This is a genomic window from Bradyrhizobium sp. CCBAU 53415, from assembly GCF_028128735.1.
Lineage (GTDB): Bacteria > Pseudomonadota > Alphaproteobacteria > Rhizobiales > Xanthobacteraceae > Bradyrhizobium.
This window is the reverse complement of the sequence record NZ_LBJF01000024.1, coordinates 538,653-562,846: the sequence shown is the minus strand read 5'-3', so window position 1 is coordinate 562,846 and position 24,194 is coordinate 538,653. Positions and strand designations below refer to the sequence as shown.

Here is a 24,194-nt window from a genome sequence, read left to right as displayed (position 1 = left end):
AGCGCGATGACGATTCATCCAAATCTCATCGCGCTTTAATGCGCGGGCCCGCCGGCTGCCTTCACGCGCCGCGTCAGCAGCACTGCGATCGCGGCCAGGACCAGCACGGCGCCGATCACCGCAAAGGTGTCGGAATAGCCCATCACCAGGGCCTGGCGTTTTACGGTCTTGCCGAGCGCGATGATGGCTTGCTCGCGTGCGGCGTTGGGACCGGGGACACCGTGGGCCATGAAATAGTCCGTCATCTGGGCGATGCGGCTGCGGACCTCCTCGCGGCCGAGCGTGACTGAATGCCCGATGATGTTGGAATGGAACTGCTCGCGTTTCGTGATGATCGTCGCGAGCGTGGCCGTTCCGATCGCGCCGCCGAGATTGCGGAACATGTTGCTGATGCCGGAGGCCGCGGCAGCATCCTGCGGCGCGATGCCGCCTGACAGCACCGAGGTCAGCGGCGTCAGCACCATGGCCTGGCCGACTGCGCGCACGATGTTCGGAATCCAGAGCTGGTCACCGGCGTAGTCCGGCGACATCGCCGTGTTCATGAAGCAGCTATAGGCGAAGATCAGAAGGCCGGTGATGGCGATGTAGCGCGTGTCGAAGCGCTGCATCAGCCTGGGAATCAGCGGGATCAGCACGAGTTGCGGCAGGCCGGTCCAGGCCAGCACGTTGCCGATCTGCTCGGAGTTGTAGCCCTGCGCCTGGCCGAGATAGGCGGGCAGGATGTAGACCGAACCGAACAGCGCAAAGCCGACCATGGTCATCGCGACGGTGCCGAAGCCGAAATTGCGCTGCGTCAGCAGGCGCAGCCGGATCAGCGGCTTTTCGATTCTGAGCTCGATCGCGATGAACAGCGTCAGGCTGACGGCCGCGACGATCGCCAGCTTGACGATGAAAGGGGAGGAGAACCAGTCGTCCTTGTTGCCTTCCTCGAGCACGGCCTGCAGCGCCGAGAGGCCGATCGCCATCGTGACGATGCCGGCCCAGTCGCCTTCCTTCAGGAGACCAAGCTGCATCTTCTGCCGCTCCAGCGTCAAATAGAGCGCGGCGACCATCACGGCGGTCGGGATCACGTTGACGAAGAAGATGGTGCGCCAGCCATAGGTCTCGGTGAGATAACCGCCGATGGTCGGGCCGATTGCCGGTGCAAAGGTGACTGACAGCGCGAAGATGGCGAGCCCGATCGGCTGCTGCGGTTTCGGCAGCTTGGTCAGGACCAGCGTGAAGGCCATCGGGATCAGCACGCCGCCGGCAAAGCCTTGCAGGCCGCGCATCGCGATCATCGACGGGAGATCATGGGTGAAGGCGCAGGCGACCGAGAACGCCGCGAACAGCGTTGCGCTCGCCAGCATGTAGCGGCGGAACGTGAACACGCGACTCAAATAATCGGTCAGCGGGATCACGATGATTTCGCCGATGAGATACGACGTCGAGATCCAGGAGCCGTTGTCGGCGCCGGTGCCGATGCCGCCCTCGATATTGGCCAGCGAGGCATTGGTGATCTGGATGTTCAGGATCGCCATGAACGAGCCGATCATGGCGGCGAGCACGGCGATCCAGGTTGCGAGGCTCGCGCGGTCGGGATCGCTCGCGGAGCGATCAGGCGTCGCGGCCGGTGTTGCTTGCGTCGAGATTGAGAGGCTGTTTGACATGGCATGACCCTCCGGAGACGAGCTTGGCTTTGGGCGTCACGGCCGCATTCGCGGCCGGCGCGGTCGAACGTGTTGCAATGGTGGGGATCACGGACATGCCGGGCCGCAGCGCGATCGCAGGCCCATACTTGTCGTCGAGCACAATCTTGACCGGGATGCGCTGCACCACCTTGGTGAAATTGCCCGTGGCGTTGTCGGGCGGCAGCAGCGCGAATTCCTGGCCGCTGGCCGGCGACATGGAATCGACGTGACCATGCAGGACCTGGCCCGGGAACATGTCGACCTCGATATCGACGGCCTGTCCCGCCTGCACATGGGTGAGCTGCGTTTCCTTGAAATTGGCAACGACATAGGCGGCATCAGTCGGCACGATCGACATCAACTGCGTACCCGCCTGCACGAACTGGCCGACGCGCAAGGACCGATTGCCGACGACGCCGTCGATCGGCGAGACGATCTTGGTGTAGCCGAGATTGAGCTCCGCCTGCTGCTGGATCGCGGCTGCGCGGGCGGCGGCGGCCTTGGCTTGCGCGATCTCGGCCTTGAGGAGATCGACCTGCTTCTGCGCGGAGATGAGGTTGGCGTTGTCGCGCGCGATCGCGGCGTCCGCGCCGGCGTCGCGCGCCTGAGCCTGCTGCGCGTTCTGCACGCTGCCATACCCGGTCCTGGCGAGATCCGTGTAGCGCTTGTTTTCCTGCTGCGCGAAGGTCTTTGCGGCCGTGTCGACATCGATGGTCGCCCTGGCGGCAGTGATCACCGCTTGCTGAACCTCGAGCTGTGCCTCCTTGCTGACGACCGCCGCGTTCGCTGCCTGGACGTCGGCGCGAGCCTGGTCGAGCGCGACCTTGAAGTCGCGGTCGTCGATCCGGGCCAGCATCTGGCCGGCTTTCACATGCTCGTTATCAGCGACCAGAACTTGGTTGAGATAGCCGCTGACCTTCGGCGCGATGGTGGTGTTGTCGGCCTTCACATAGGCGTCGTCGGTGGAGACGAGGTACTGGCCGACGGTCCAGTAATCGTGGCCGTACCAGCTGGCGCCGGCGAGCGCGACGGCCGCGGCCGCCATCAGCAACAGCTTGCGAAGGTTGGGTTTTTTGCGGCTGACATGGGCCAGCTCGGCGGGCAGGACGCCCTCCGGGGCGGTTGCTGTCACAGCAGCCTGGGCGGCAGCGGATGGGGTGGTGTGGACGGTCATGGCCGGCTCCCCTGAATTAGGAAACTTGATAATTTCCAAAATGAGACTAGCTTTGGAATCGTCAATGGAATGACAGTCGTCATTTAAAGGCATGGCTCAGGCAAGATCGGACAGCGAAGTTCGTCCGCGCGGGCGGCCACCGGTCCGCAGCGACGACGAGACCAGGCGGATCGTCTTCGACGCCGCACGGCACGCCTTTGCCCGCGACGGCTATGAGGCGACCAGCACCGAAGAGTTGGCGCGCCGCGCCGGCATCTCGACCAGGACGCTCTATCGGCTGTTTCCGGGCAAGGCTGCGCTGTTCGCGGCGATGTGCGCCGACCGGCTGGAGCGATTGCTCTCCGCCGTCGACCTGCAAGGAAGCGATGAGGTCGATATCGAAACGGGCCTCCGCGCCGCGCTGCTCGCCTGCGCCGATCTCGCGCTCGATCCGGAGGTCGTGGCGTTGCAGCGCATGGTGCTGCAGGAATCGGCCGCGTTTCCCGATCTCGCCGCGAACTTCTACAAGAACGGCATATCACGCACCGTGACGGCACTCGCCCGCTGGTTGCGCGTCCAGGTCAGGTGCAAGCGCATCGTGATCGAGGATGCCGAGGAAGCCGCCGGCATGCTGATCGGCATGGTCGCATCGGCGCCGCAGCGCGCGGCGATTTATGGCGGCCTGCCTCTGCCGTCACGCAGGCAGATTGAGCGCCGGGTGCAGACCTGTGCGGCCTTGTTCCTCGACGGCTGTCGCGCGGCGCCGGCCTAGCGGCGCCCTTTGACAATCCGGATCCGTCCGGCTATATACTTCGCATGCGAAATAATGAGGCCGCAACCAAGCATCACCGGCTGATCTATCTGCTGAGCGTCGCGCACCGCCGCCTGCAGCGCTGGATGGCGGCGCAGCCGCAGAGCACGGTGACGCCGGCGCAGGCGGGGCTGCTGTTCATCCTCGGCAGGCAGGACGGCGTCCTGATGGGCGAGGCGGGTGCGGCGCTCGATATGGGGCCGGCCGGCATTTCCGGCCTCGTCGATCGCACGGAGGCTGCGAAGCTGATCGAGCGGCGGGCCGATCGCGAGGACGGACGCGCCTGGCGCATCTGGCTGACGCCGAAGGGACGGAGCGCGCTGACGCAGGTGAAAGCCGGTGCGGCCGAGGTCAACGCGGCGCTGACGGACGGATTCACGATTGCGGAGATCGACGTCGTCGCGCGCTGGCTGACGAGCATTCAGAGCAAGTTTCCAAGAGGAGCAGACCAATGACCGAGCACGTCCGGATCGAGAGCAATGGCGGAATTCTCACGCTGACATTGGCCCGCCCCGACAAGAAGAACGCGCTGACGGATGCGATGTACGGCAGGCTCGCCGATGCGATCGAATCCGCCGGGTTCGATCCGTCCACCCGCGTGATCCTGATCCGCGGCGAGGGCGACATGTTCACCGCCGGCAACGATGTCGGCGAATTCGCCGCGGTCGCAGCCGGCAAGTCCGAAGGCAGCCGCAACGTCGTGCGCTTCATCCAGTCGCTCGCGCGCTGCACCCGGCCGCTGGTCGCGGCCGTGCAGGGCCGCGCCGTCGGCGTCGGCACCACGATGCTGCTGCATTGCGATCTCGTCGTGCTCGCCGACGACGCGCAACTGTCGACGCCCTTCGTCAGCCTCGCGCTGGTGCCGGAGGCTGCCTCCAGCCTCTTGATGCCGGCGCGCATCGGCTACGCGCGCGCCTATGAGATGTTCGCGCTGGGCGAGACCGTGCCTGCCAAGTCGGCGCTGGAATGGGGCCTTGCCAACCGTATGGTGCCGCTCGACAAGCTCGATGCCGAGGCGCTCGCCCTCGCGCAGCGTCTCGCCCGCCAGCCGGCCGGTGCCCTGATCGCGACCAAGCGGCTGATGCGCAATGGCGAGGCGCTGGTCGCGCAGATGCAGGCCGAAGGCGAGCAGTTCGCGCAGCGTCTGCGCACCGCCGAGGCGCGCGAGGCGTTTACGGCGTTCGCCGAGCGCCGCCCGCCGGATTTCACGAAAGTGGCCTGAAAAGGCCGCGGCCTGCCAGGAGGCGCAGCGGTCACAACCGCAGGTATTTGATTAAAGTCTTAACCAAACCTTGGCAGGTCACCATGCAAGATGACCGCTCGCGACGAGCAGGTCTTTTGGTCATGTCAGTTTTTAAGAAATCGGTAAGTACGCTCCTCCTGGTTCTGATGACACTGCTGGCGGCCGGCGCGCTCACCAGCACGGCAATCCAGATGGTCGGCGCCTTTGGCCGCTACAGCGACAGTCTGGAGACCGAACGGCTCGCGAACGCCGACAAGGCGATCTTCCATGGCGTGCTGGCCCTGCGCAACAATCGCGGCGATGCCCAGAGCGCGCTGCTCGGCGAGGACGATGCGCGCGCCAAGCTCGGCGACGCCGAGAAGGCGGAGCAGGCCGGCTTCGACGCCATCGTCGCCGCGCTCTCCACCGTCGAATTCGCCCGGCGCGACGAGCTCGCAAATGCGTTGAAGCAGCGCTGGAGCGAGGCCGCGCCGAAGTTCCAGCTGTTCCACGACGAGGCGAAGCTGCCGCGTGCGGAGCGCAGGGTGGAGCGTACCGCACCCTGGTACGATGCCGTCACCAAGGTCATCGAGACCGCGAATCTCGCGTCCACCGCGGTGTCGAACCGCGCCTGGATGAACGATCCCTTCATCGCCCGCATGATCCAGGCCCGCCGCCTCGCCTGGCAGGTGCGTGATCGCTACGGTATCCAGTGCTCGACGCTGCGGCCGAACGTCAACGCCAGCAAGCCGCTCGACGAGACCCAGAAGCAGACCGTGGCTGGCTGGAACGGCATCGTCGCGGCCGGCTGGACCGGCCTGGAGGAGCTGCTGGCTGCGCCCGACGTGACGGCGGACCTGGTCAACACGGCGAAGGAGGCGCGGACCAGGACCGACGGCGTTCTCAAGCGGATCGGCGAGCTCACCAGGAATTTCGACGGCAGCGGACGTCCGGCGATGCCCGCTTCGGAATGGAACGCGCTGTGCCAGTCGCCGTTCGCGTCCATCGTCGCGGTCGCGAACAAGGCTCTCGACCAGTCGATCGCGCGGGCGGCGATGGTTCAGGCGAAGGCCCTCACCAACCTCATCGTGCAGTCACTGGCGTTCCTGCTCGCTTTGGCCGTGACCCTGGCCGGCGTGTTCGTGGTGCGCAACCGCCTCATGCGTCCGGTGCGCGCCATCCTCGACGCCATCGCGCGCATCAGCGCGCGCGACTATGCGACGCCGGTTCCGCAATCCCGGCATCCCGACGAGTTCGGCACCATGGCCGCTGCGCTCGAAAGCTTGCGCGAGAGCGCGGCGACCGCGGAACGGCTGGGCCAGGAACGCGAATCGCAACAGGCGCTTCAGCTCGCTCGCTCCGGCACCGTCGATGCCGCCTGCCGCGGTTTCGACGATACGGTGCAGGCGGTCATCCAGAGTGTCGTTGCCTCGACGCGGGAGCTCGACGCCACCGCGACCGGCGTGCGCTCGCTGGTCTCGGAATCGAGCAGCCAGACTGCCGCGGTCTCCTCCGCCGCAGAGCAGGCCACCAACAATCTCGAAACCATCGCGGCCGCGACGGAAGAGCTCTCCGCATCCGTCGGCGAGATCTCCGCGCAGGTGCAGTCGAGCGCCCGCGAGGCCCGCGAGGCCGTGATGCAGGCCGAGCAGACCAACGCGACGGTCGAGATCCTCGACCAGACTGCGAGCCGCATCGGCGAGGTCGTGAAGATGATCAATGCGATCGCCGGCCAGACCAACCTTCTGGCGCTGAACGCCACCATTGAAGCTGCGCGCGCGGGCGAGGCCGGCCGCGGCTTCGCCGTGGTCGCGGGCGAGGTCAAGAGCCTCGCTTCCCAGACAGCGACAGCGACGGAAGAGATCTCGCGCCAGGTCGAGGAAATCCAGGGCGCCACCGGCCAGGCGGTTGCCGCGATCCGCTCGATCGGCGGCGCAATCAGTGGCATCGACGAGAAGATGACGGCGATTGCCGCCGCGGTCGAGCAGCAGCGCGCGGCGACCACCGAGATCTCGCGCAACTTCCAGCAGGCAGCCCAAGGCACCCGCGAGGTCACCGACACCATCGGCAGCGTCGCGAGGCTGAACCAGGAGACCGGCAACGCCGGCACGGTGCTGTCGGAGTCCGTCAAGAAGATGTCCGCCGACGCCGATCGTCTCCGCGTCGCGGTCGAGGGCTTCCTGGGAGCGGTGAAGACCGCATAGCTTCGCCTCATTCCTCCATCCTGACGTCGTGCGTTCGGCATTGCCGCCCGCGTGCGCGGCGGGTACATCTGTGGCGCCGCATCACATATGCGGCGACGGACGCAAGACATCAGGGATGGAGAGTTCGATGCCAGTCACGCCACAACACAAGGCCCAGCGCCCCTATCGCGGTGTGTTCCCGGTCGTGCCCACCATCTTCGACGAGCGCGGCGAGCTCGACCTCGAGGGCCAGCGCCGCTGCATCGATTTCATGATCGACGCCGGCTCGAATGGCCTCTGCATCCTCGCCAATTTCTCCGAGCAATTCGTGCTCACCGACGCCGAGCGCGAGACGGTGATGCATGTGGCGCTGGATCATGTGGCCGGCCGGGTTCCCGTGATCGTCACCACCACGCATTTCAGCTCGGCCGTGTGCGCGGCACGCAGCAAGCAGGCCGAGGCGGCCGGCGCCGCCATGGTGATGGTGATGCCGCCCTATCACGGCGCGACCTTCCGGGTCCCGGAGAAGGGCATCGTCGAATTCTTTCGCGTGCTCTCCGGCGCGATCGACATTCCCGTCATGATCCAGGATGCACCGGTGGCCGGCACGCCGCTCTCGGTCGAGTTGCTGGCGCGGCTGTCGCGCGAATTTTCCAACATCCGCTATTTCAAGATCGAGGTTCCCTTCGCCGCCGCGAAGCTGCGAAGCCTGATCGAGGCGGGCGGCAGCGACATCGAAGGCCCCTGGGACGGCGAGGAGGCGATCACGCTGCTGGCCGATCTCGACGCCGGCGCCACCGGCGCCATGACCGGCGGCGGCTATCCCGACGGCATCCGCCAGATCATCGATCCCTATTTCGCGGGCAAGCGCGAGGAGGCGAAGGCCGCCTACGAACGCTGGCTGCCGCTGATCAACTACGAGAACCGGCAATGCGGCTTGATCGCATGCAAGGTCATGATGCAGGCCGGCGGCGTGATCAAGTCGGAGGCCGTGCGGCATCCGCTCCAGCCGCTGCATCCGGCAACGCGAGCCGGCTTGCTCGAACTCGCAAAGGAGCGCGACGCGCTGGCGCTGCGGTGGGGTAAGTAGGTCTCCCCATCGTTGCGAGCAGCGCTCGCGACGACACAGTCCAGACCGGTTCCGCGGAGAAGGTCCGGACGGCATCGTTTCGCACGCAATGATGGGGCCGCCCATTTCGGTTGGAAGTGTCGAATTGGCGCAATTCCGCCAGTTTCCCCGGGCCCGGCGATCAAGTATCGTACGCTGACCAACCAGACTCTGCGGAGCAGTCAAGACATCGCGCAAGACCTCTTCACTATGCCGTTATCCCGAGTCAGGTTGGCGCAAACCGACAGAACAGGGAGGCAGTGCCATGACGATGAGGCCGGATCCCACCTTTCACGCATCGCCCAAGCTTGCGATGGAAGCACCTGCGGAGAACTTCGCCTACACATTGCTGCTCAGTCCGGACTTCTCAAAGCCGGATGCTCTCGCGGTCATCGACGTCAAGCCGGGATCGCCGACCTATGGCCGGATCGTCCACACCGTGACGATGCCGAACAAGGGCGATGAGTTTCATCATTTCGGCTGGAATGCGTGCTCCTCCGCCTTGTCGCCGCTCGCCGGACACGCCTTCATCGAGCGGCGCTATCTGATCATCCCAGGGCTCCGCTCGTCGCGCATCTACATCATCGATACCAAGCCCGATCCGACCAAAGCCAAGATCCACAAGATCATCGAACCGGAGGAAGTCTTCAAGAAGACCGGCTACTCGCGGCCGCACACGATCCATTGCGGGCCGGACGGCATCTACGTGAGCACGCTGGGTGGCGGCGGCAAGGACGGCACCAACGGACCTCCCGGCGTTTTCATCATGGATTGCGAGACCTTCGAGGTCCTGGGGCGATGGGAGATCGATCGCGGCCCGCAGACGCTGCATTATGATTTCTGGTGGAATCTGCCGCGAGACTACATGGTGACGAGCGAATGGGCATTGCCGCCACAGTTCGAGAACGGGATCGTCCCGGAGGATCTGCTTGCGAACAAATATGGCCATCGTCTCCACTTCTGGGATCTTCGCGCACGTCGCAACGTCCAGACCATCGACCTCGGCGCCAATCATCAAATGGCGCTGGAGGTACGACCGGCGCACGATCCGGTTCGCGAATACGGCTTCGTGGGTGTCGTGGTCGACACCACGAACCTCGAAGCATCGATCTGGACCTGGTGGCGAGAAGGCGGGAAATTCCATGCGGAGAAGACGGCGACGATCCCACCCGAGCCCGCGCCAAAGGAGAAGCTGCCGCCGCTGCTGCAGGGATTTGGCGCCGTGCCGCCGCTGGTGACCGACATCGACCTGTCGATGGATGACCGGTTCCTCTATGTCTCGTGCTGGGGCACGGGTGAAATGCGCCAGTACGACGTCAGTGATCCGCGCAAGCCGAAGCTCGCGGGCTCGGTCCACATCGGAGGTATCGCGCGCCGCACGCCGCATCCAAATGGCAAAGCCTTTGCGGCGGGTCCGCAGATGGTCGAGATCAGCCGCGACGGCAGGCGCGTGTACTGGACCAATTCGCTCTACTCCACCTGGGACGACCAGTTCTATCCCGATGGGGTTCCGGGCGTGGAGGTCATGGCCAATGTCGGTCGCGACGGCGGCATCGAGCTCGACAAGGACTATTTCGTGAGCTTCCCCGACGGATATCGTGCGCACCAGATCAGGCTCGAGGGCGGCGATTGTTCGACGGACTCGTTTTGCTACCCGTCGGTCTAGATTGGGAACACGCGAGCCCGGCACTCGGCTGGCTGTGGCTCGCCCTTGTTGCGAGCGGTCTCTACCACGGCGTCAATCCCGGGATGGGATGGCCGCTCGCCGTTTCGGCCGGGCTTATGGACAAGAGCCCGCGCGCGCTTCTCCGCGCCTTGTGGGCCCTGTCGGCCGGGCATCTCCTCGCGACGCTTCTCGTGCTGCTGCCCTTCGCGTTCCTGCTCGTGCTGGCGGAGTGGCAGCGTCCGATCCAGCTGGTCGCGAGCCTTCTCGTCATCGGTTTCGGCGTCTATCGGTTGATCGCTCGGCGCCATCCCCGCGCACTGGCACGAATCCCGCCAACGCAATTGGCGCTGTGGTCATTTGCCGTCGCCATTGCTCACGGCGCCGCCTTGATGCTCGTGCCGATCTATCTCGGGCTCTGCCAGGCGTTCGAGCTCGATGCCGGCCATGAGGCGGCGGGCGAGTTGATGAAGGCGAGTGTCGGAATGGCGGTGCTGGTGTCCCTGGTGCACGTTGCCGCCATGGTCGGCGCCGGCGGATGTCTGGCGTGGCTGGTCTACCGCTATCTGGGATTGAGGTTCGTTTCGCGAAGCTGGTTCAATCTGGATGCAGTCTGGGCGACCAGTCTTGTTCTGGTCGGCGCGGTGGCGTTCGCCTTCAATCTTGCGAGCTGGCGCTGAGGTCTACCGTGCCAAAGTCCATTCGCCGACGATGCGGAAGCGCGCCCTGGTCTCGTCCTGCCTGAACAGGGCGAGGCGGTCGATGACCAGCGTGTCGAGACCACGCGCCGCAAATCGTCCCCGCAGCATCTCCAGGATCGGCCCGCGCCGCTCCGCGTCCAGCCGTCCCGTCAGTGTCATGTGGAAACGGAATTCCTCCATCACATAGGGGTAGCCCCAGCGGTCAAGATAGTCGCGCTGCCGCTCATCGAGCTTTTCCGGTTTCCGCCGCGCGCGGTCTTGCGCCGTGAGGGAGGCGCGGAAGGAATCGAATTCACGAACGCAATCGGCGGCAAATTGCTGAAGCGCATCGACCGGCTCGGCCGGAATGACGGCAATGAAGCCGCCGATGGTGTCGACGACAGGGCGGATCACTGGAATTGTCCGCGGTTGGCCGGCGAATGTCGCGCAGGCCGCCACGAGCCCGGCTTCGGTTCTGCCTGATGCCAGCGCCATCGGCGCTTTCAACGTGGCGTGAAAGCCGTATTTGCGGGGATCAGCCGTGATGTCGCGCCAGTTCGGAGCAATTTGCAGCGCCTCGCGCGGGAACGGCACCTCGTCGCCCGTGTAGGCGTCATAGCCGAGCAGCTCGGCGCCGAAGCGGGAGAGGGCGCTGTCGGCGCCGGCGGCAAAATAGATCGCGTAGCGGGGAAAACCTGTCATTGGCTCAGCATAGCCGGTTTATGCCGCGACGACAGCCTCGCGCGGCGCCGCCACGGCGGCGAGCAGCCGTGTCGCATCGGTGAGATGCACGAGCTTGCCGCCTGAGATCACCCCGATCAGCCGCGGCCGCAGCTTCACGCTGTCGTCGACGAGGAGAATGTCGGCGCGGCGTCCCTCCGCGAGCATGCCGCGATCGGCAAGACCGGTCGCGCGCGCCGGGCCGGAGGAGACCAAATCCCAGGCCTGTGCCAGCGGCACCACGCCATCGGCGGCGAGGCGGAACGCGGCGAGCAGCTGGGCGGGATAATAGTAGTCCGACGCCAGCACCGAGCAGAGCCCCTTGGCGATCATGTCGGATGCCCTGGTCCAGCCGGTGTGGCTGCCGCCGCGCACGACGTTCGGCGCGCCATAGACGATGGCATCGCCGTGGCTCGCTGCCGCTTGCGCCGTCGCCTCGTTGACCGGAAACTCCGCGATGTCAGCGCCGAGCTCGCGAAACGCCTGGCGCATCGACGGCGTTGCGTCATCGTGCGAGAGCATCCGTACCTCGGCCGCGCGGGCAGAAGCGGCCAGGCGCGACACCGAAGCGGGCACCTCGTCGGCGCGCGAGATCACGCGCTCGACCAGCCGGTCGAATTCGTCGCTCGAAAGGCCGGTGCGCTCCACCATGCGGTTGCGCTTGCGCGGCTTGGCCATGTCGGCCACTGTGCCGTCCATGTGGTCGTTGAAGGCGAACAGGTCGACGCGGCCCTCGGCGAGCCACTGGGCGATCTCGGCCTCGGCGTCGAGATTGTAGGTCTCGTGGCGCAGATGGAAGCGGGTGTCGGCGGCGAATTGCGGGCGCTGCCGCTCGATCGCCTCCATCAGGCCACGCGCATTGTCGGCGCTGCGCAGGCCCGGCTCCCACGAGCAGGTCGTGGCGTGAAACACCGTCGTGATGCCGTTGCTGATCGCCTGGCGATCGCTGTCGGCGAGCGCGACGTCGATCGGAAAATCGACGCCGGCGCGCGGCATCATCTGCCGTTCGAAGGCATCGCCGTGCAGATCGACGATGCCGGGCAAGACCAGCAGGTCGCGCGCATCGATCGCCAGCCGCGCACGGCCGCGGGAAGCATCGACCTGCGCAATGTCCGTTCCGGACACCAGAAGCGAGGTTTCGACCAGCTCGGCGCCGATCAGGGCCCGGCCGCCTTCTAGGAATATGTCCGTCACGCGACCGCGCTTCGTTTGCTGGCAGGAGAATTGGTGAGAGAGCTCGCCCGTGCTTCGTATGTCGAAAGGAAATCTTCAATCCCGAGCTTGCGGAAATCGGGCAGCGCCTCGCGCAATTTGTCGTGATCCCAGTCCCACCATGCGAGCTTCGCGAGCCGGCCGGCGATCTCCTCCGAGAACCGCCGCCGCACGATACGGGCCGGATTGCCGGCGACGATGGTGTAGGCGGGCACGTCCTTGGTGACGATGGCGCCGGCGGCAATCACCGCGCCGGTGCCGATGTTGCGGCCCGGCAGCACGATCGCGCCATGGCCGATCCAGACGTCGTGGCCGATATGGACGTGATGCTGGCGCCGCCAGTCGAAGAACTCGGCATCATCGCTCTCACCCTCGAAATAGGCGCTGGAGCGGTAGGTGAAGTGCGCCTGTGTCGCGCGGTGCATCGGATGGTTGCCGGGATTGATGCGCGTCATCGCCGCGATCGAGCAGAATTTTCCGATGGTGGTGTAGGTGATCTGCGAATCGTTGACGACATAGGAGTAATCGCCCATCGCCACTTCATGCAGGATCGTGCGCGCGCCGACCTCGGTGTAGGCGCCGAGCCGGGTCTCGTGCAGTCTGGCCGAGGGGTCGATGGTCGGCTGAACCGAAAGAACTTTGGCGGCCATGATGCATCCGGGGTGTGAGGGCGGGCATTCCTCTTCGAGTGGCTTGATGACGATGTCATGACGCCGAGATGACAGGGGATGAGGCGTGCAGGATCGCCGCACCGCAACGGCGCCGTCACACAAGTGTTAAGCATGGACGTTAGCGGTTGGCTCCAGCTACTCTGGAGCCCTGCATGCTGGTGGTGGATGGTCTGACGTGTCGCTTCGGCGCAAAAGCCGCGGTGGACGACGCTTCGTTTCAAGTTTCCCCCGGCGGCTTCGTCGGTGTGATCGGGCGATCCGGCGCCGGCAAGTCGACATTGCTGCGGAGCATCAACCGCCTGGTGACGCCGACCGGGGGGCGCATCCTGTTCGACGGCGTCGACGTTACCGCGTTGCGCGGCAAGGATCTCCGCCAATGGCGCGCGCGCTCGGCGATGATCTTCCAGCAGTTCAACCTGGTCGGCCGGCTCGACGTGCTCACCAACGTCCTGATGGGGCGCCTTGCGACGATGCCTGCCTGGCGTTCGCTGACGCAGGCCTGGCCCGAGCAGGACAAGGCTCTGGCGATGTCGGCGCTCGAGCAGTTCGACATCGCTACGCTCGCCGCCCAGCGCGCCGACCAGCTCTCCGGCGGTCAGCAGCAGCGCGTGGCGATCGCCCGCGCATTGGTGCAACAGCCCGACATCATTTTGGCCGACGAGCCGATCGCCTCGCTCGATCCGCGCAATACCAAGGTCGTGATGGATGCGCTTCTGCGCATCAACAAGCATTTCGGCATCACCGTGCTCTGCAACCTGCATTCGCTCGATCTCGCCCGCAGCTATTGCGACCGCCTGATCGGCATGGCCGCGGGCCGCGTGGTCTTCCACGGTGCGCCGTCCGCGCTGACCGATCACGTCGCGCGCGAGCTCTACGATCTCGAAGCCGCCGATGTCATGGGGGCCGTGCCTGTTCCGGCGCCCGAGGGCGTCCCGGCACTCGGAACGGCCGCTGCGGCGTGAGGCCGCGCGCGTCTTTGATTGCGTACGAACCGACTTCAACCAGGAAGGGGCTATTCATGATCACCCGTAGACTGATTCTCGCCGGCGCCGCCGCGCTGACCCTCGCCGGGCCGGCTTCCGCCGAAGACTGGAAGGCGAAATATCCGGAGATCACCTTCGCGGTGATTCCGGCGGAGAATGGCAGCGGCGTCACGGAGCGCTTCGGGCCGTTCGTCAACTATCTGTCGAAAGAGCTCGGCGTGAAGGTGACGTTGCGGGTCGCCAACGACTACGCCGCCGTGATCGAGGGCCAGCGCGCCGGCAACATCCACATCGGCTATTACGGACCGGCCTCGTTTTCCCGCGCGCGTCTCACCGGCGTGAAGACCGACGCCTTCGTCATCGACGTCAACTCCGACGGCTCGAAGGGCTATTATTCGGTGTTCTACGTGCTGGCGAAATCGCCGTACCAGAAGCTCGAGGACCTCAAGGGCAAGAATCTCGGCCTGGTCGATCCGAACTCGACCTCGGGCAACAACATGCCGCGCTTCAAGATGAACCAGATGGGCATCGATCCCGACGCCTATTTCTCCAAGGTCGTCTTCACCGGCAGCCACGAAAACGCCGTCCTCGCGCTGGCCCAGGGCACCGTCGACGTCGCTGCCAACTGGTGGAACGCCGACGACGATTCCAACCTGACCCGCATGCTCAACAAGGGCATGGTCAAGGCCGCCGACGGCACCGTGATGAAGAAGGAGGATTTCCGCATCATCGTGAAGTCCGACCTCATCATCAACTCGCCCTATGCCTATCTCAGCAACCTGCCCGACGACATGAAGGCCGCGATCAAGAAGGCCTTCCTCGATGCGGCGCAGAAGGACCCCGAGGCGTTCAAGAAGCTCTCCGACGGCAAGAACAAGCCGTGGGCGCCGATCACGAACGAAGACTACAACAAGACGATCGAGCTGATTAAGTTCGTCGATCATCTCCGCAAGAAGGCGTCCTGACCGAATCGGGACGACGCCACTGGAGCGGGGTCGATGGACCCGGCTCTTTTCTTGATGGGGATGAGTGGCTTCGATGACAATTGCGGTTTCGATCCTTCCCGACCAGCAACTGGCTGCGCTGAATGCGGCTTACCGCAAGGCGGTCGCGCGCAAGCGGTTGCGGCTGCTGCTTGGCGCTGCGCTGTTCATCGCCGCGCTGCTCGTCGCCGCGATCGGCGCCGAAGTGAATTTGCGCACCTTCTTCGCCCATTTCGGCAATTTCGTCAGCTACTTCGATCGGATTCTCACGCTCGACACCGGTCAGCGCGTCTGGACCGACATCGGCGAATGGTTCTGGGGCTGGCACAAATGGCTGAAGCTCCTGGGCGAGACGCTGTTGATCAGTTATGTCGGCACGCTAATAGGCGCGGTCTTCGCGGTTGCGCTCAACTTCTTCGCCGCCGAAAACACCGCGCCGTCGCCCTGGCTGCGCTTCGTGGTGCGTCGCCTGCTCGAATTCGCCCGCACCGTGCCGGGCATCGTGTTCGCGTTGATCTTCGTCATTGCCTTCGGCCTGGGGCCGATGGCGGGCGTGCTGGCGATCGCCATCCATTCGACCGGCGCGCTCGGCAAGTTGTTCTCCGAAATCGTCGAGAATGCGGACATGAGGCCGGTCGAAGGCGTGCGCTCGACCGGGGCAAGCTGGCTGTCCTGCATGCGTTTTGCCGTGCTGCCGCAGGTGATCGCCGGCTATGCCAGCTATGGGCTGCTGCGCTTCGAGATCAATGTGCGAGAAGCCTCGGTGATGGGCTTTGTCGGGGCCGGCGGCATCGGGATGGAGCTGATTGTTGCGATCCGCAAGTTCTACTATTCGGACGTCAGCGCGATCCTCCTGACCATCATCGTCACGGTCTTCCTCATCGACATCGGCACCGGTTGGCTGCGCGGCCGCCTGTTCGGCAGGGAGGCGCGGACATGAGCCGCCATCCAGAGGTCGATACGGCACAGCTTCGCGCCCGCCATCCGGATGTCTTCAGCCGGCCGGCGTCAGCGCGTCTCGCGACGCCGGCGATGATCGCCGCCGCGCTCGCGCTTCTGGCGTTCGGGCTGGTCGACCTCGACTTTTCACCGTCGCGTCTCGCTGCCGGCGTCAGCCAGCTCGGCTGGATCACGATGATGATGATCCCGCCCGATCCCGGCTCATCGCTGCCGCTGTATCTCAAGGCGCTCGGCGAGACGCTGTCGATCGCGCTGCTCGGTACCACGCTCGCCGCACTGTTCGCGCTGCCCGTGAGCCTGCTTGCGGCGCGCAACATCGTGCCGTCGGGTTTCTTCCGCTTCCCGGTCCGGCGTTTCCTCGATTCGATACGCGGCGTCGACACGCTGATCTGGGCGCTGGTTTGGATCAATGTCGTGGGTCTCGGGCCGTTTGCCGGGGTGCTGGCGATCGCGGTGTCGGATTTCGGCGCGTTCGGCAAATTGTTCTCGGAGGCGATCGAAGGCGCCGACCAGAAGGAGGTCGAGGGCATCCGCGCTTCCGGCGGCAGTGCCCTGCACGAGATCCGCTTCGGCCTGATGCCGCAGGTGCTGCCCGTCATCGCCGGCCAGGTGCTGTACTACATCGAATCCAACACCCGCTCGGCCACCATCATCGGCATCGTCGGCGCCGGCGGCATCGGCCTGCAACTGGCCGAGCAGATCCGCGTGCTGGAATGGCAGAAGGTGTCGTTTTTGATCCTGATGATTCTGGTCGCAGTCGCCGCGATCGATTTCATCTCCGGCAAGCTGCGATTCGCGATCATTGGGCGAAGGGCGGTGGCCTGATCGCCGCCACCAGCTCCTCTTCCCTTCTCCCCTTGCGGGAGAAGGTGGCCTTGGGCCGCCGTTCTTGGGAACGCCAAAGCGACGCTTCGGCTACGGCGCCGGATGAGGGGTATCTGCCCGCGAACTCGACTGCCAGTTTCACGCGCGGAGACATACCCCTCACCCGTTCTCCACCAGAAACTCCACTCGCTCCGCCGCGAAGCGCGAATGCTTCGTCAGCAGCGGCTTGCACTCGAGATCGTGGTCGGTGGCATCGACCACCAGGATCGGGCGTCCGAGCGCGAGATCGAGCCGGGCGGCATCGGTCGCATCGACGATGCCGGCGGTGATTCGGGTCGCACCGCGGCGATAGTCGCGCACGCCGTAATGTTCGAGCAGTTTTGTCATCGAGCGTGTCGCCGCGAACACGGCCCCCGCCTCCGGAAACAGGTCTGCCGACAGCCACGTCGTGGACACGCAGATCGGCGTGCGGTCGGCGAGGCGGATGGCCTCGATCCGCACCAGCGGCGCGCCGGTCTTCAATCCCAGCTCCCGCGCAAGCTCGCGCGTCGCGACGTCATTGGTCGCCTCGATCAGCCGCCCATGCGGTTCGCGGCCGCCCGCACCGACGATCTCGGAAAAGCGCGTGCGCGAGCGAAGCGGATAGGCCAGCTTCGGCGCCTCGACATAGGTTCCGCTGCCGCGCTCGGCCCGCACCAGGCCGCGCTCGGCGAGGGCGGCCAGCGCGCGCCGCACGGTGTGGCGGTTGACGCGATAGGTTTCGGCGATCTCCATCTCGCCCGGCAGCTTGTCGCCGGCCGCAAAGCGGCCGTCGGCGATGCCGCGTTCGATGCCGTCGGCCACGAGGCGCCATAGCGCGACGCCCGAGGAGGCTGTGTCCTGCATGCTCATGTCGCGGGAAACCTACTCCAGAAATCACATCATTGTCACGAAACAGTCATGGCGCTTCCGTATGAAGTTGTCTATTATCATAGACAACTTCGACGCGGCAAGTTCGGTGGACCAGGTGACGCAGCACAACACCCAGCAAGCCCAGCGCAAGGCCGCGATGGCCGTGCTGGCGCACGCGGAGGCGGGCGAGATCGCCGCTCGCCTCCGCAACTTTTCCCTCCCGGCCCATCAGGATCTGCGCATGCCCGAAAGCGGCCTCGTCATGCTGCGCGGCCGGGTCGGCGGCGACGGCGCGCCGTTCAATCTCGGTGAAGCCACGGTCTCGCGCGCCGCGGTGCGGCTTGCGAGCGGTGAGGTCGGGTTCGGCTACACGCTCGGCCGGAACGGTGAGAAGGCGCGGCTGATCGCGCTGTGCGATGCTCTGGTGCAGTCCCGTGATCATGGCGGGCTCGTCGAGCGCAGCGTCATCGCGCCGTTGCGCGAGCAGATGATGGTCGAGCGCAGGCAGGCGGCGGCCGAGACCGCTGCGACGAAAGTTGATTTCTACACCATGGTGCGCGGTGAGGGGTGAGATCATGACCACGATTTCGGAACTGCCGCCGGGTTTCGCCGACAAGGTGCTGTCGGCGCAATCGACCTTTCGCTCGGTCATGGACGCGATGGCGCGGCCGGGCTCGGTCCGGCGCATCGTGCCGATGGCGGGGGCGCCGGGGCCGATGATGCGCGGCACGGCCGCAATCGCACTGACGCTGTTCGACCACGACACGCCGCTCTGGCTCGATGCGTGGATGGCGGAGAGCCCCGACGTGGTGAAGTGGCTGAAATTCCATACCGGCGCGCCGGTGGTGCAGGATTGCTCGATCGCGAGCTTCGCGCTGGTCAGCAGCGGCGCGGCGCTTCCGCCGCTCGACCGTTTTGCGCTCGGGACGAGCGAATACCCGGACCGTTCGACCACGGTGATCATTCAGCTCGAGAGCCTGGTCTCGGGGCGCAGCTTCGAGCTGCGCGGACCCGGCATCGACGGTGTCGCGACGCTGCAGGCGTCGATCGAGCCCTTCGATCTGTTGGAGCGCCTCCGGCTCAACGAGGTGCTGTTTCCGCGCGGCATCGATGTGGTGTTGGTCGCCGATGACGCCGTGGTTGCGATCCCGCGCACCACGCGCGCCGTGAGCAAAGGAAGCTGAAAGCATGTATGTCGCAGTCAAAGGCGGTGAACGCGCCATCGAGAACGCCCATCGCCTGCTGGCCAATGCGCGGCGCGGCGACCAAAGCGTTCCGGAGGTCACGCTCGACCAGATCTCGGAGCAGCTCGGCCTCGCCGTCGACCGCGTCATGGGCGAAGGCTCGCTCTATGATCGCGAGCTCGCGGCGCTGGCGATCAAGCAGGCGCGCGGCGATCTGATCGAGGCGATCTTCCTGGTTCGCGCCTTCCGCGCCACTCTGCCGCGCTTCGGCGCCAGCGAGCCGGTCGACACCGGTGCGATGCGCGTGCAGCGGCGGGTGTCCTCGACCTTCAAGGACATTCCCGGCGGCCAGATCCTCGGGCCGACCTTCGACTATACCCACCGCCTGCTCGATCCCTCGCTCGCCGAAGGCTTCGTTCCGGACGCGCCGGCGACGGCTGAGGCGGCCACCGCGCCAACGCCGCGCGTGACCGACATTCTCGGCCGTGACGGGCTGATCGAATCCTCGCCGCAGGCCGACGACGGCGCCAGCGTCGGCGATCTCACCCGCGAGCCGCTGAACTTTCCTGCGGATCGCGACCTGCGCTTGCAAAATCTGGCGCGCGGCGATGAAGGCTTCCTGCTGGCGATGGGCTATTCCACCCAGCGCGGCTATGGCCGCAACCATCCCTTCGCCGGCGAGATCCGCTTCGGCGAGGTAGAGGTGGAATTCTTCGCGGAAGACGCCGGCTTCGCCGTGCCGCTGGGCTCGATCGAGCTGACCGAGTGTCAGATGGTCAACCAGTTCAAGGGTTCTGCGACCGAGGCGCCGTGCTTCACCCGCGGCTACGGCCTCGCCTTCGGCCAGAGCGAGCGCAAGACCATGTCGATGGCGCTGGTCGATCGCGCGCTGCGCGCGCGTGAGCTCGGCGAGGAGGCGCTCGCACCGGCGCAGGACGAGGAGTTCGTGATGTCGCATTCGGACAATGTCCAGGCGACCGGCTTCGTCGAGCACCTGAAGCTGCCGCATTATGTCGACTTCCAGTCCGAGCTCGGCCTGCTGCGCAAGCTGCGGCAGGAGTTCGCGGACGCCCAAGCGGGCGATGCCATGAAGGAGGCCGCGGAATGAACGCGCCCGCCTACAACTTCGCCTATCTCGACGAGCAGACCAAGCGGATGATCCGCCGCGCGATCCTGAAAGCGATCGCCATTCCCGGCTATCAGGTGCCGTTCGCCAGCCGCGAAATGCCGATGCCCTATGGCTGGGGCACCGGTGGCGTGCAGGTCACCGCCGCGATCCTCGGTCCCCAGGACGTGCTCAAGGTGATCGACCAGGGCTCCGACGACACCACCAATGCGATCTCGATCCGGAAGTTCTTCGCCAAGACCGCCGGCGTTGCGACCACGACGGCGACGGACGAGGCAACGGTGATCCAGACCCGTCACCGTATCCCGGAGACGGCGCTGAACGAAAACCAGGTGCTGGTCTATCAGGTGCCGATCCCCGAGCCGTTGCGTTTCCTCGAGCCGCGCGAGACCGAGACGCGGCGCATGCACGCGCTCGCCGAGTACGGCCTGATGCACGTGAAGCTCTACGAGGACATCGCCCGCTTCGGCCACATCGCGACCGCCTACGCCTATCCGGTGAAGGTGAACGCGCGCTACGTGATGGATCCGTCCCCGACGCCGAAATTCGACAATCCCAAGATGGACAACTGCCCGGCGCTGCAATTGTTCGGCGCTGGCCGCGAAAAGCGCATCTACGCGATCCCGCCTTATACCCAAGTGGTCTCGCTCGATTTCGAGGACCACCCGTTCGAGCCGTACCGCTTCAACGCGCCCTGCGCGCTGTGCGGCGCGGAAAATTCCTATCTCGACGAGATCGTCACCGACGACAAGGGCGGGCGCATGTTCGTCTGCTCGGACACCGACTATTGCGAGGGCCGGCAGACCGCGGGCCATCACGGCAGCCTCAGTGCTGCGCCCTACAAGGAGAAGGCGCGGGAGGCGTCGAATGGCTGATCACGACATGCTCGACAACGACGAGCCGCTGCTGGTCGCGACATCTCTCAGCAAGTCCTTCGGCCGCATCGCTGCCTGCCGCGACGTCTCCTTCGCGCTCTATCCCGGCGAAGTGCTGGCGATCGTGGGCGAATCCGGCTCGGGCAAGTCGACGCTGCTGCAGACGTTGTCGGGTCAGCTGGCGCCGAGCGCGGGCCATGTGTCCTACCGAATGCGCGACGGCGTTACCCGTGATCTCACGACGCTCGGAGAGGCCGAGCGGCGCTTCCTGTTCCGCACTGATTGGGGTTTCGTGCACCAGGACCCCGCGCAGGGCCTGCGCATGGCGGTCTCGGCCGGCGCCAATGTCGGCGAGCGGCTGATGGCGGTGGGCTGGAATCACTACGGCCGCATCCGCGACACCGCATCGGACTGGCTCACCCGCGTCGAGATCGACGTCGCGCGCATCGACGATGCGCCGCGCACCTATTCCGGCGGTATGCGGCAGCGTCTCCAGATCGCCCGCAACCTCGTCACCGAGCCGCGGCTGGTATTCATGGACGAGCCGACCGGCGGCCTCGACGTGTCGGTGCAGGCGCGCCTGCTCGACCTGCTGCGCAGCCTCGTCGCCGAACTGCATCTCGCCGTCATCATCGTCACCCACGATCTCGCGGTCGCGCGCCTCCTGTCGCATCGCGTGATGGTGATGAAGGGCGGCCGCGTCATCGAGACCGGCCTCACCGACCAGGTGCTCGACGACCCCCGCGAGCCCTATACCCAACTCCTCGTCTCCTCGATTCTCCCGCCATGAGCTTTTCGATGACCGCCATGATCGATGTTGCCGATGCCCAGAAGACCTTTACGATGCACTTGCAAGGCGGCATCGAGCTGCCGGTCGTGCGCGGCGTGACCTTCCACGTCAATCCCGGCGAATGCGTCGTGCTGTCGGGGCCATCAGGTGCCGGCAAATCGTCGATCCTGAAGATGATTTTTGGCAACTATCGCTGCGATAGCGGCCGCATCGGCATCCGCCATCGCGGCACGGTGATCGACCTCGCCACCGCCGAGCCGCGGCAGGTCCTCAATATCCGCCGCTCCACGATCGGCTATGTCAGCCAGTTCCTGCGCGCGGTGCCGCGCGTGGCCACCATTGACGTCGTCGCCGAGCCGCTGATCGTGAACGGCGTGGCCAGATCCGAGGCGCAGCAGCTCGCCGGCGAGCTGCTGCATCGCCTCAACATCCCCGAGCGCCTCTGGCAGCTTCCGCCCGCGACCTTCTCCGGAGGCGAGCAGCAGCGCGTCAATATCGCGCGCGGCTTCATCTCGGACCTGCCGATCCTGCTGCTGGACGAGCCGACCGCCTCGCTCGATGCCGCCAACCGCACCGTCGTGGTCGAGCTGGTCGCCGAGAAGAAGCGCCAGGGCGTCGCCATGGTCGCCATTGTCCATGACGACGAAATCCGTCATCTGATTGCCGACCGCATCGTCGACGTCACCAGCTTTGCTGCCGCGGCCTGAAGGAAATGGAAATGAACGCCGAGCCGAAGGTAACCGTGATCGCCAACGCCAGGATCGTGCTGGCCGACCGGGTGATCGAGCAGGGCTGGCTCGCTCTTGCGGACGGACGCATCGCCGAGATCGGCGAGGGCAGGGCGCCCGCGGGCGCCGAGGATGCCGGCGGCGACCTCGTCATGCCCGGCCTGATCGAGCTCCACACCGACCATCTCGAAGCGCATTACGTGCCGCGGCCAAAAGTGTTCTGGAATCCGGTCGCCGCCGTGATCTCCTATGACGGCCAGCTCGCGACCTCGGGCATCACCACGGTTTTCGATTCACTCCGGGTCTGGCGCGAGGACGGCGCCGAGGAAGTCGATGGCCGCGCCGGCGTGCTCGCCGCCGCGATCACGACCGCGCGTGATGCCAGCCTGCTGCGCGCCGATCACTTCCTGCATCTGCGCTGCGAGATCCCGATGCCGAGCGTGGTCGAGGAGGCCAGGGAGCTGATCGACCGTCCCGACGTCAAGCTGATGTCGCTGATGGATCACACGCCGGGGCAGCGCCAGTTCCGCGACGAGGTCAAGCTGCGTGACTATTATCGCGGCAAGGGCGGCGGCAAGACCGATGCCGAGCTCGACGAGCTGTTCGCAAAGCGCTTCGAGTACCAAAAGCAATATGCGGCGACCAACATGCGCGAGATCGTGGCGCTGGCGCATCGGTACAAGATTCCTCTGGCGAGCCACGACGACACCACCGAGGAGAACGTCGCGGACGCCGTGCGCGATCGCGTTTCGGTGGCGGAGTTCCCGACCACGCTCGAGGCCGCACGCGGCCTGCATCAGGCCGGCATCGACATTCTGATGGGTGCGCCGAATGTGGTGCGCGGCGGCTCGCACTCCGGCAACATCGCCGCGGTCGATCTCGCCCGCGAAGGCCTGCTCGACATCCTGTCGTCGGACTACATCCCCTCCAGCCTGCTGATGGCCGCGCTCCAATTGCCGGAGCACGTGCCCGCGATCAGCCTTCCGGCGGCGGTTCGCACTGTGACGAAAGCCCCCGCCGAGGCGGTCGGCCTCACCGACCGCGGCGAGGTCGCGCCCGGCAAGCGCGCCGACCTCATCCGCGTGCATGTCGCAGGCCACGTTCCCGTCGTTCGCAGCGTCTGGCGCGAAGGATTCCGCGTCGCATGAGCGAGACCGTGACCGTGGTGCAGGACGAGGCGGGTGCGATCGGCCCCGGACGGTTCGTGCTCGTGGTCGGCCCCAGCGGCGCCGGCAAGGACACCTTGCTGCGGCTGGCCCAGGCGGCCTGCGCCGACGACCGCGACATCGTCTTTCCGCGCCGGGTCGTGACGCGGGAGTCCTCCACTGACGAGGACAACGTTGCGGTGAGCCGGGATGAATTCCGCCGCGTGCGTGAGCACGGCGATTTTGCCGTGCACTGGGAGGCGCACGGGCATTCCTATGCGCTGCCGCTCGAGATCAACGACGACATCCGTGCCGGCCGGGCCGTTGTTGCCAACGTCTCGCGCACGGTGATCGGCGCGCTGCGTCGAGCCTATGTCAACGTCGTGGTGGTGGCGATCACTGCGCCGCCGGACGTGCTGGCGCAGCGGCTTGCCGCGCGGGCGCGGCACAGCGACGGCAACATCGCCGAGCGGCTGTCGCGCAGTGTCGACGATGCGTCGGTGCAGGCCGACGTCACCATCCTCAACGCCGGCAGCGCCGACTACCACGGCCGCCAGCTCGTGCGCGTGATCAGGAATGAATGCTGGCAGGATGAGTTGCCGGCACAATGA

Annotated in this window: 25 protein-coding genes; 19 read left to right on the top strand and 6 right to left on the bottom strand. The window is 65.8% G+C overall.

What is annotated here, in order from left to right; all coding sequences use genetic code 11:
- Positions 1-35: 35 nt before the first annotated feature.
- Complete coding sequence (locus XH87_RS20950; protein WP_271588696.1) at positions 36-1,649, bottom strand: DHA2 family efflux MFS transporter permease subunit; 1,614 nt, start codon at positions 1,647-1,649, stop codon at positions 36-38.
- Complete coding sequence (locus XH87_RS20945; protein WP_271588695.1) at positions 1,597-2,844, bottom strand: HlyD family secretion protein; 1,248 nt, start codon at positions 2,842-2,844, stop codon at positions 1,597-1,599. Before XH87_RS20945 ends, XH87_RS20950 begins: the two co-directional genes overlap by 53 nt.
- Before the next feature lie 91 nt (positions 2,845-2,935).
- On the opposite strand from XH87_RS20945, the gene XH87_RS20940 reads away from it, so the two are divergent.
- The 7 genes from XH87_RS20940 (at position 2,936) to XH87_RS20910 (ending at position 10,490) form a co-directional block, all read left to right on the top strand.
- Positions 2,936-3,595 (top strand): TetR/AcrR family transcriptional regulator, encoded by a 660-nt coding sequence (locus XH87_RS20940; RefSeq protein ID WP_271588694.1) that lies wholly within the window; start codon positions 2,936-2,938, stop codon positions 3,593-3,595.
- Between the two features lie 44 nt (positions 3,596-3,639).
- Entirely contained in the window at positions 3,640-4,089 is a 450-nt protein-coding gene (locus tag XH87_RS20935; RefSeq protein WP_158669277.1) for a MarR family winged helix-turn-helix transcriptional regulator, read from the top strand.
- The gene (locus XH87_RS20930) at positions 4,086-4,856 is read left to right on the top strand and encodes an enoyl-CoA hydratase (RefSeq protein ID WP_271588693.1); all 771 of its coding nucleotides are present in this window, start codon (positions 4,086-4,088) and stop codon (positions 4,854-4,856) included. Before XH87_RS20935 ends, XH87_RS20930 begins: the two co-directional genes overlap by 4 nt.
- Before the next feature lie 122 nt (positions 4,857-4,978).
- Entirely contained in the window at positions 4,979-7,060 is a 2,082-nt protein-coding gene (locus XH87_RS20925; protein WP_271588692.1) for a methyl-accepting chemotaxis protein, read from the top strand.
- Positions 7,061-7,187: 127 nt separating this feature from the next.
- Entirely contained in the window at positions 7,188-8,129 is a 942-nt protein-coding gene (locus XH87_RS20920) for a dihydrodipicolinate synthase family protein (RefSeq protein ID WP_271588691.1), read from the top strand.
- Between the two features lie 283 nt (positions 8,130-8,412).
- Complete coding sequence (locus XH87_RS20915) at positions 8,413-9,813, top strand: selenium-binding protein SBP56-related protein (protein ID WP_271588690.1); 1,401 nt, start codon at positions 8,413-8,415, stop codon at positions 9,811-9,813.
- A gap of 83 nt (positions 9,814-9,896) precedes the next feature.
- Entirely contained in the window at positions 9,897-10,490 is a 594-nt protein-coding gene (locus XH87_RS20910) for a hypothetical protein (RefSeq protein ID WP_271588711.1), read from the top strand.
- Positions 10,491-10,493: 3 nt separating this feature from the next.
- Here XH87_RS20910 and XH87_RS20905 read toward each other — a convergent pair whose 3' ends face one another.
- The 3 genes from XH87_RS20905 to XH87_RS20895 are packed head-to-tail and all read right to left on the bottom strand — an operon-like array spanning position 10,494 to position 13,072.
- Positions 10,494-11,192, bottom strand: a complete 699-nt coding sequence (locus tag XH87_RS20905; RefSeq protein WP_271588689.1) for a DUF1045 domain-containing protein — start codon at positions 11,190-11,192, stop codon at positions 10,494-10,496.
- A gap of 18 nt (positions 11,193-11,210) precedes the next feature.
- A complete protein-coding gene (locus XH87_RS20900) occupies positions 11,211-12,404 on the bottom strand; it encodes an alpha-D-ribose 1-methylphosphonate 5-triphosphate diphosphatase (RefSeq protein ID WP_271588688.1) in 1,194 nt (397 codons plus the stop codon).
- Positions 12,401-13,072, bottom strand: coding sequence for a transferase hexapeptide repeat family protein (locus tag XH87_RS20895; protein WP_199763323.1), 672 nt, complete (start codon positions 13,070-13,072; stop codon positions 12,401-12,403). The genes XH87_RS20900 and XH87_RS20895 overlap by 4 nt, the downstream gene beginning before the upstream one ends.
- Positions 13,073-13,245: 173 nt before the next feature.
- On the opposite strand from XH87_RS20895, the gene phnC reads away from it, so the two are divergent.
- From phnC to phnE (XH87_RS20875), 4 genes are all read left to right on the top strand, one after another.
- Complete coding sequence (phnC, locus tag XH87_RS20890; RefSeq protein WP_271588687.1) at positions 13,246-14,055, top strand: phosphonate ABC transporter ATP-binding protein; 810 nt, start codon at positions 13,246-13,248, stop codon at positions 14,053-14,055.
- A 56-nt stretch (positions 14,056-14,111) separates the two neighbouring features.
- Complete coding sequence (gene phnD, locus XH87_RS20885) at positions 14,112-15,041, top strand: phosphonate ABC transporter substrate-binding protein (RefSeq protein WP_271588686.1); 930 nt, start codon at positions 14,112-14,114, stop codon at positions 15,039-15,041.
- A gap of 73 nt (positions 15,042-15,114) precedes the next feature.
- Complete coding sequence (gene phnE, locus XH87_RS20880) at positions 15,115-15,999, top strand: phosphonate ABC transporter, permease protein PhnE (RefSeq protein WP_271588685.1); 885 nt, start codon at positions 15,115-15,117, stop codon at positions 15,997-15,999.
- The gene (gene phnE / locus XH87_RS20875; protein ID WP_158671729.1) at positions 15,996-16,844 is read left to right on the top strand and encodes a phosphonate ABC transporter, permease protein PhnE; all 849 of its coding nucleotides are present in this window, start codon (positions 15,996-15,998) and stop codon (positions 16,842-16,844) included. Before phnE (XH87_RS20880) ends, phnE (XH87_RS20875) begins: the two co-directional genes overlap by 4 nt.
- A 159-nt stretch (positions 16,845-17,003) precedes the next feature.
- Here phnE (XH87_RS20875) and phnF read toward each other — a convergent pair whose 3' ends face one another.
- Positions 17,004-17,735, bottom strand: coding sequence for a phosphonate metabolism transcriptional regulator PhnF (gene phnF, locus XH87_RS20870; protein ID WP_271588684.1), 732 nt, complete (start codon positions 17,733-17,735; stop codon positions 17,004-17,006).
- Between the two features lie 157 nt (positions 17,736-17,892).
- Between phnF and phnG the strand changes: the two genes are divergently transcribed.
- The 8 genes from phnG to phnN are packed head-to-tail and all read left to right on the top strand — an operon-like array spanning position 17,893 to position 24,194.
- Positions 17,893-18,306 carry a phosphonate C-P lyase system protein PhnG gene (phnG, locus tag XH87_RS20865; RefSeq protein WP_333909188.1) on the top strand — a complete coding sequence of 138 codons (414 nt, stop codon included), beginning with the start codon at positions 17,893-17,895 and terminating at the stop codon, positions 18,304-18,306.
- Positions 18,307-18,310: 4 nt separating this feature from the next.
- Positions 18,311-18,919, top strand: a complete 609-nt coding sequence (phnH, locus tag XH87_RS20860) for a phosphonate C-P lyase system protein PhnH (RefSeq protein WP_271588683.1) — start codon at positions 18,311-18,313, stop codon at positions 18,917-18,919.
- 4 nt (positions 18,920-18,923) lie between these two features.
- Positions 18,924-20,027 carry a carbon-phosphorus lyase complex subunit PhnI gene (locus tag XH87_RS20855; protein WP_271588682.1) on the top strand — a complete coding sequence of 368 codons (1,104 nt, stop codon included), beginning with the start codon at positions 18,924-18,926 and terminating at the stop codon, positions 20,025-20,027.
- The gene (locus XH87_RS20850; protein ID WP_158671725.1) at positions 20,024-20,920 is read left to right on the top strand and encodes an alpha-D-ribose 1-methylphosphonate 5-phosphate C-P-lyase PhnJ; all 897 of its coding nucleotides are present in this window, start codon (positions 20,024-20,026) and stop codon (positions 20,918-20,920) included. Before XH87_RS20855 ends, XH87_RS20850 begins: the two co-directional genes overlap by 4 nt.
- Positions 20,913-21,710: a phosphonate C-P lyase system protein PhnK gene (phnK, locus tag XH87_RS20845; RefSeq protein ID WP_271588681.1), complete on the top strand. Its 798-nt coding sequence runs from the start codon at positions 20,913-20,915 to the stop codon at positions 21,708-21,710. The genes XH87_RS20850 and phnK overlap by 8 nt, the downstream gene beginning before the upstream one ends.
- 8 nt (positions 21,711-21,718) lie before the next feature.
- Complete coding sequence (gene phnL / locus XH87_RS20840) at positions 21,719-22,417, top strand: phosphonate C-P lyase system protein PhnL (protein WP_035706539.1); 699 nt, start codon at positions 21,719-21,721, stop codon at positions 22,415-22,417.
- A gap of 11 nt (positions 22,418-22,428) precedes the next feature.
- Positions 22,429-23,586: an alpha-D-ribose 1-methylphosphonate 5-triphosphate diphosphatase gene (locus XH87_RS20835; protein ID WP_271588680.1), complete on the top strand. Its 1,158-nt coding sequence runs from the start codon at positions 22,429-22,431 to the stop codon at positions 23,584-23,586.
- Entirely contained in the window at positions 23,583-24,194 is a 612-nt protein-coding gene (gene phnN / locus XH87_RS20830; RefSeq protein ID WP_271588679.1) for a phosphonate metabolism protein/1,5-bisphosphokinase (PRPP-forming) PhnN, read from the top strand. Before XH87_RS20835 ends, phnN begins: the two co-directional genes overlap by 4 nt.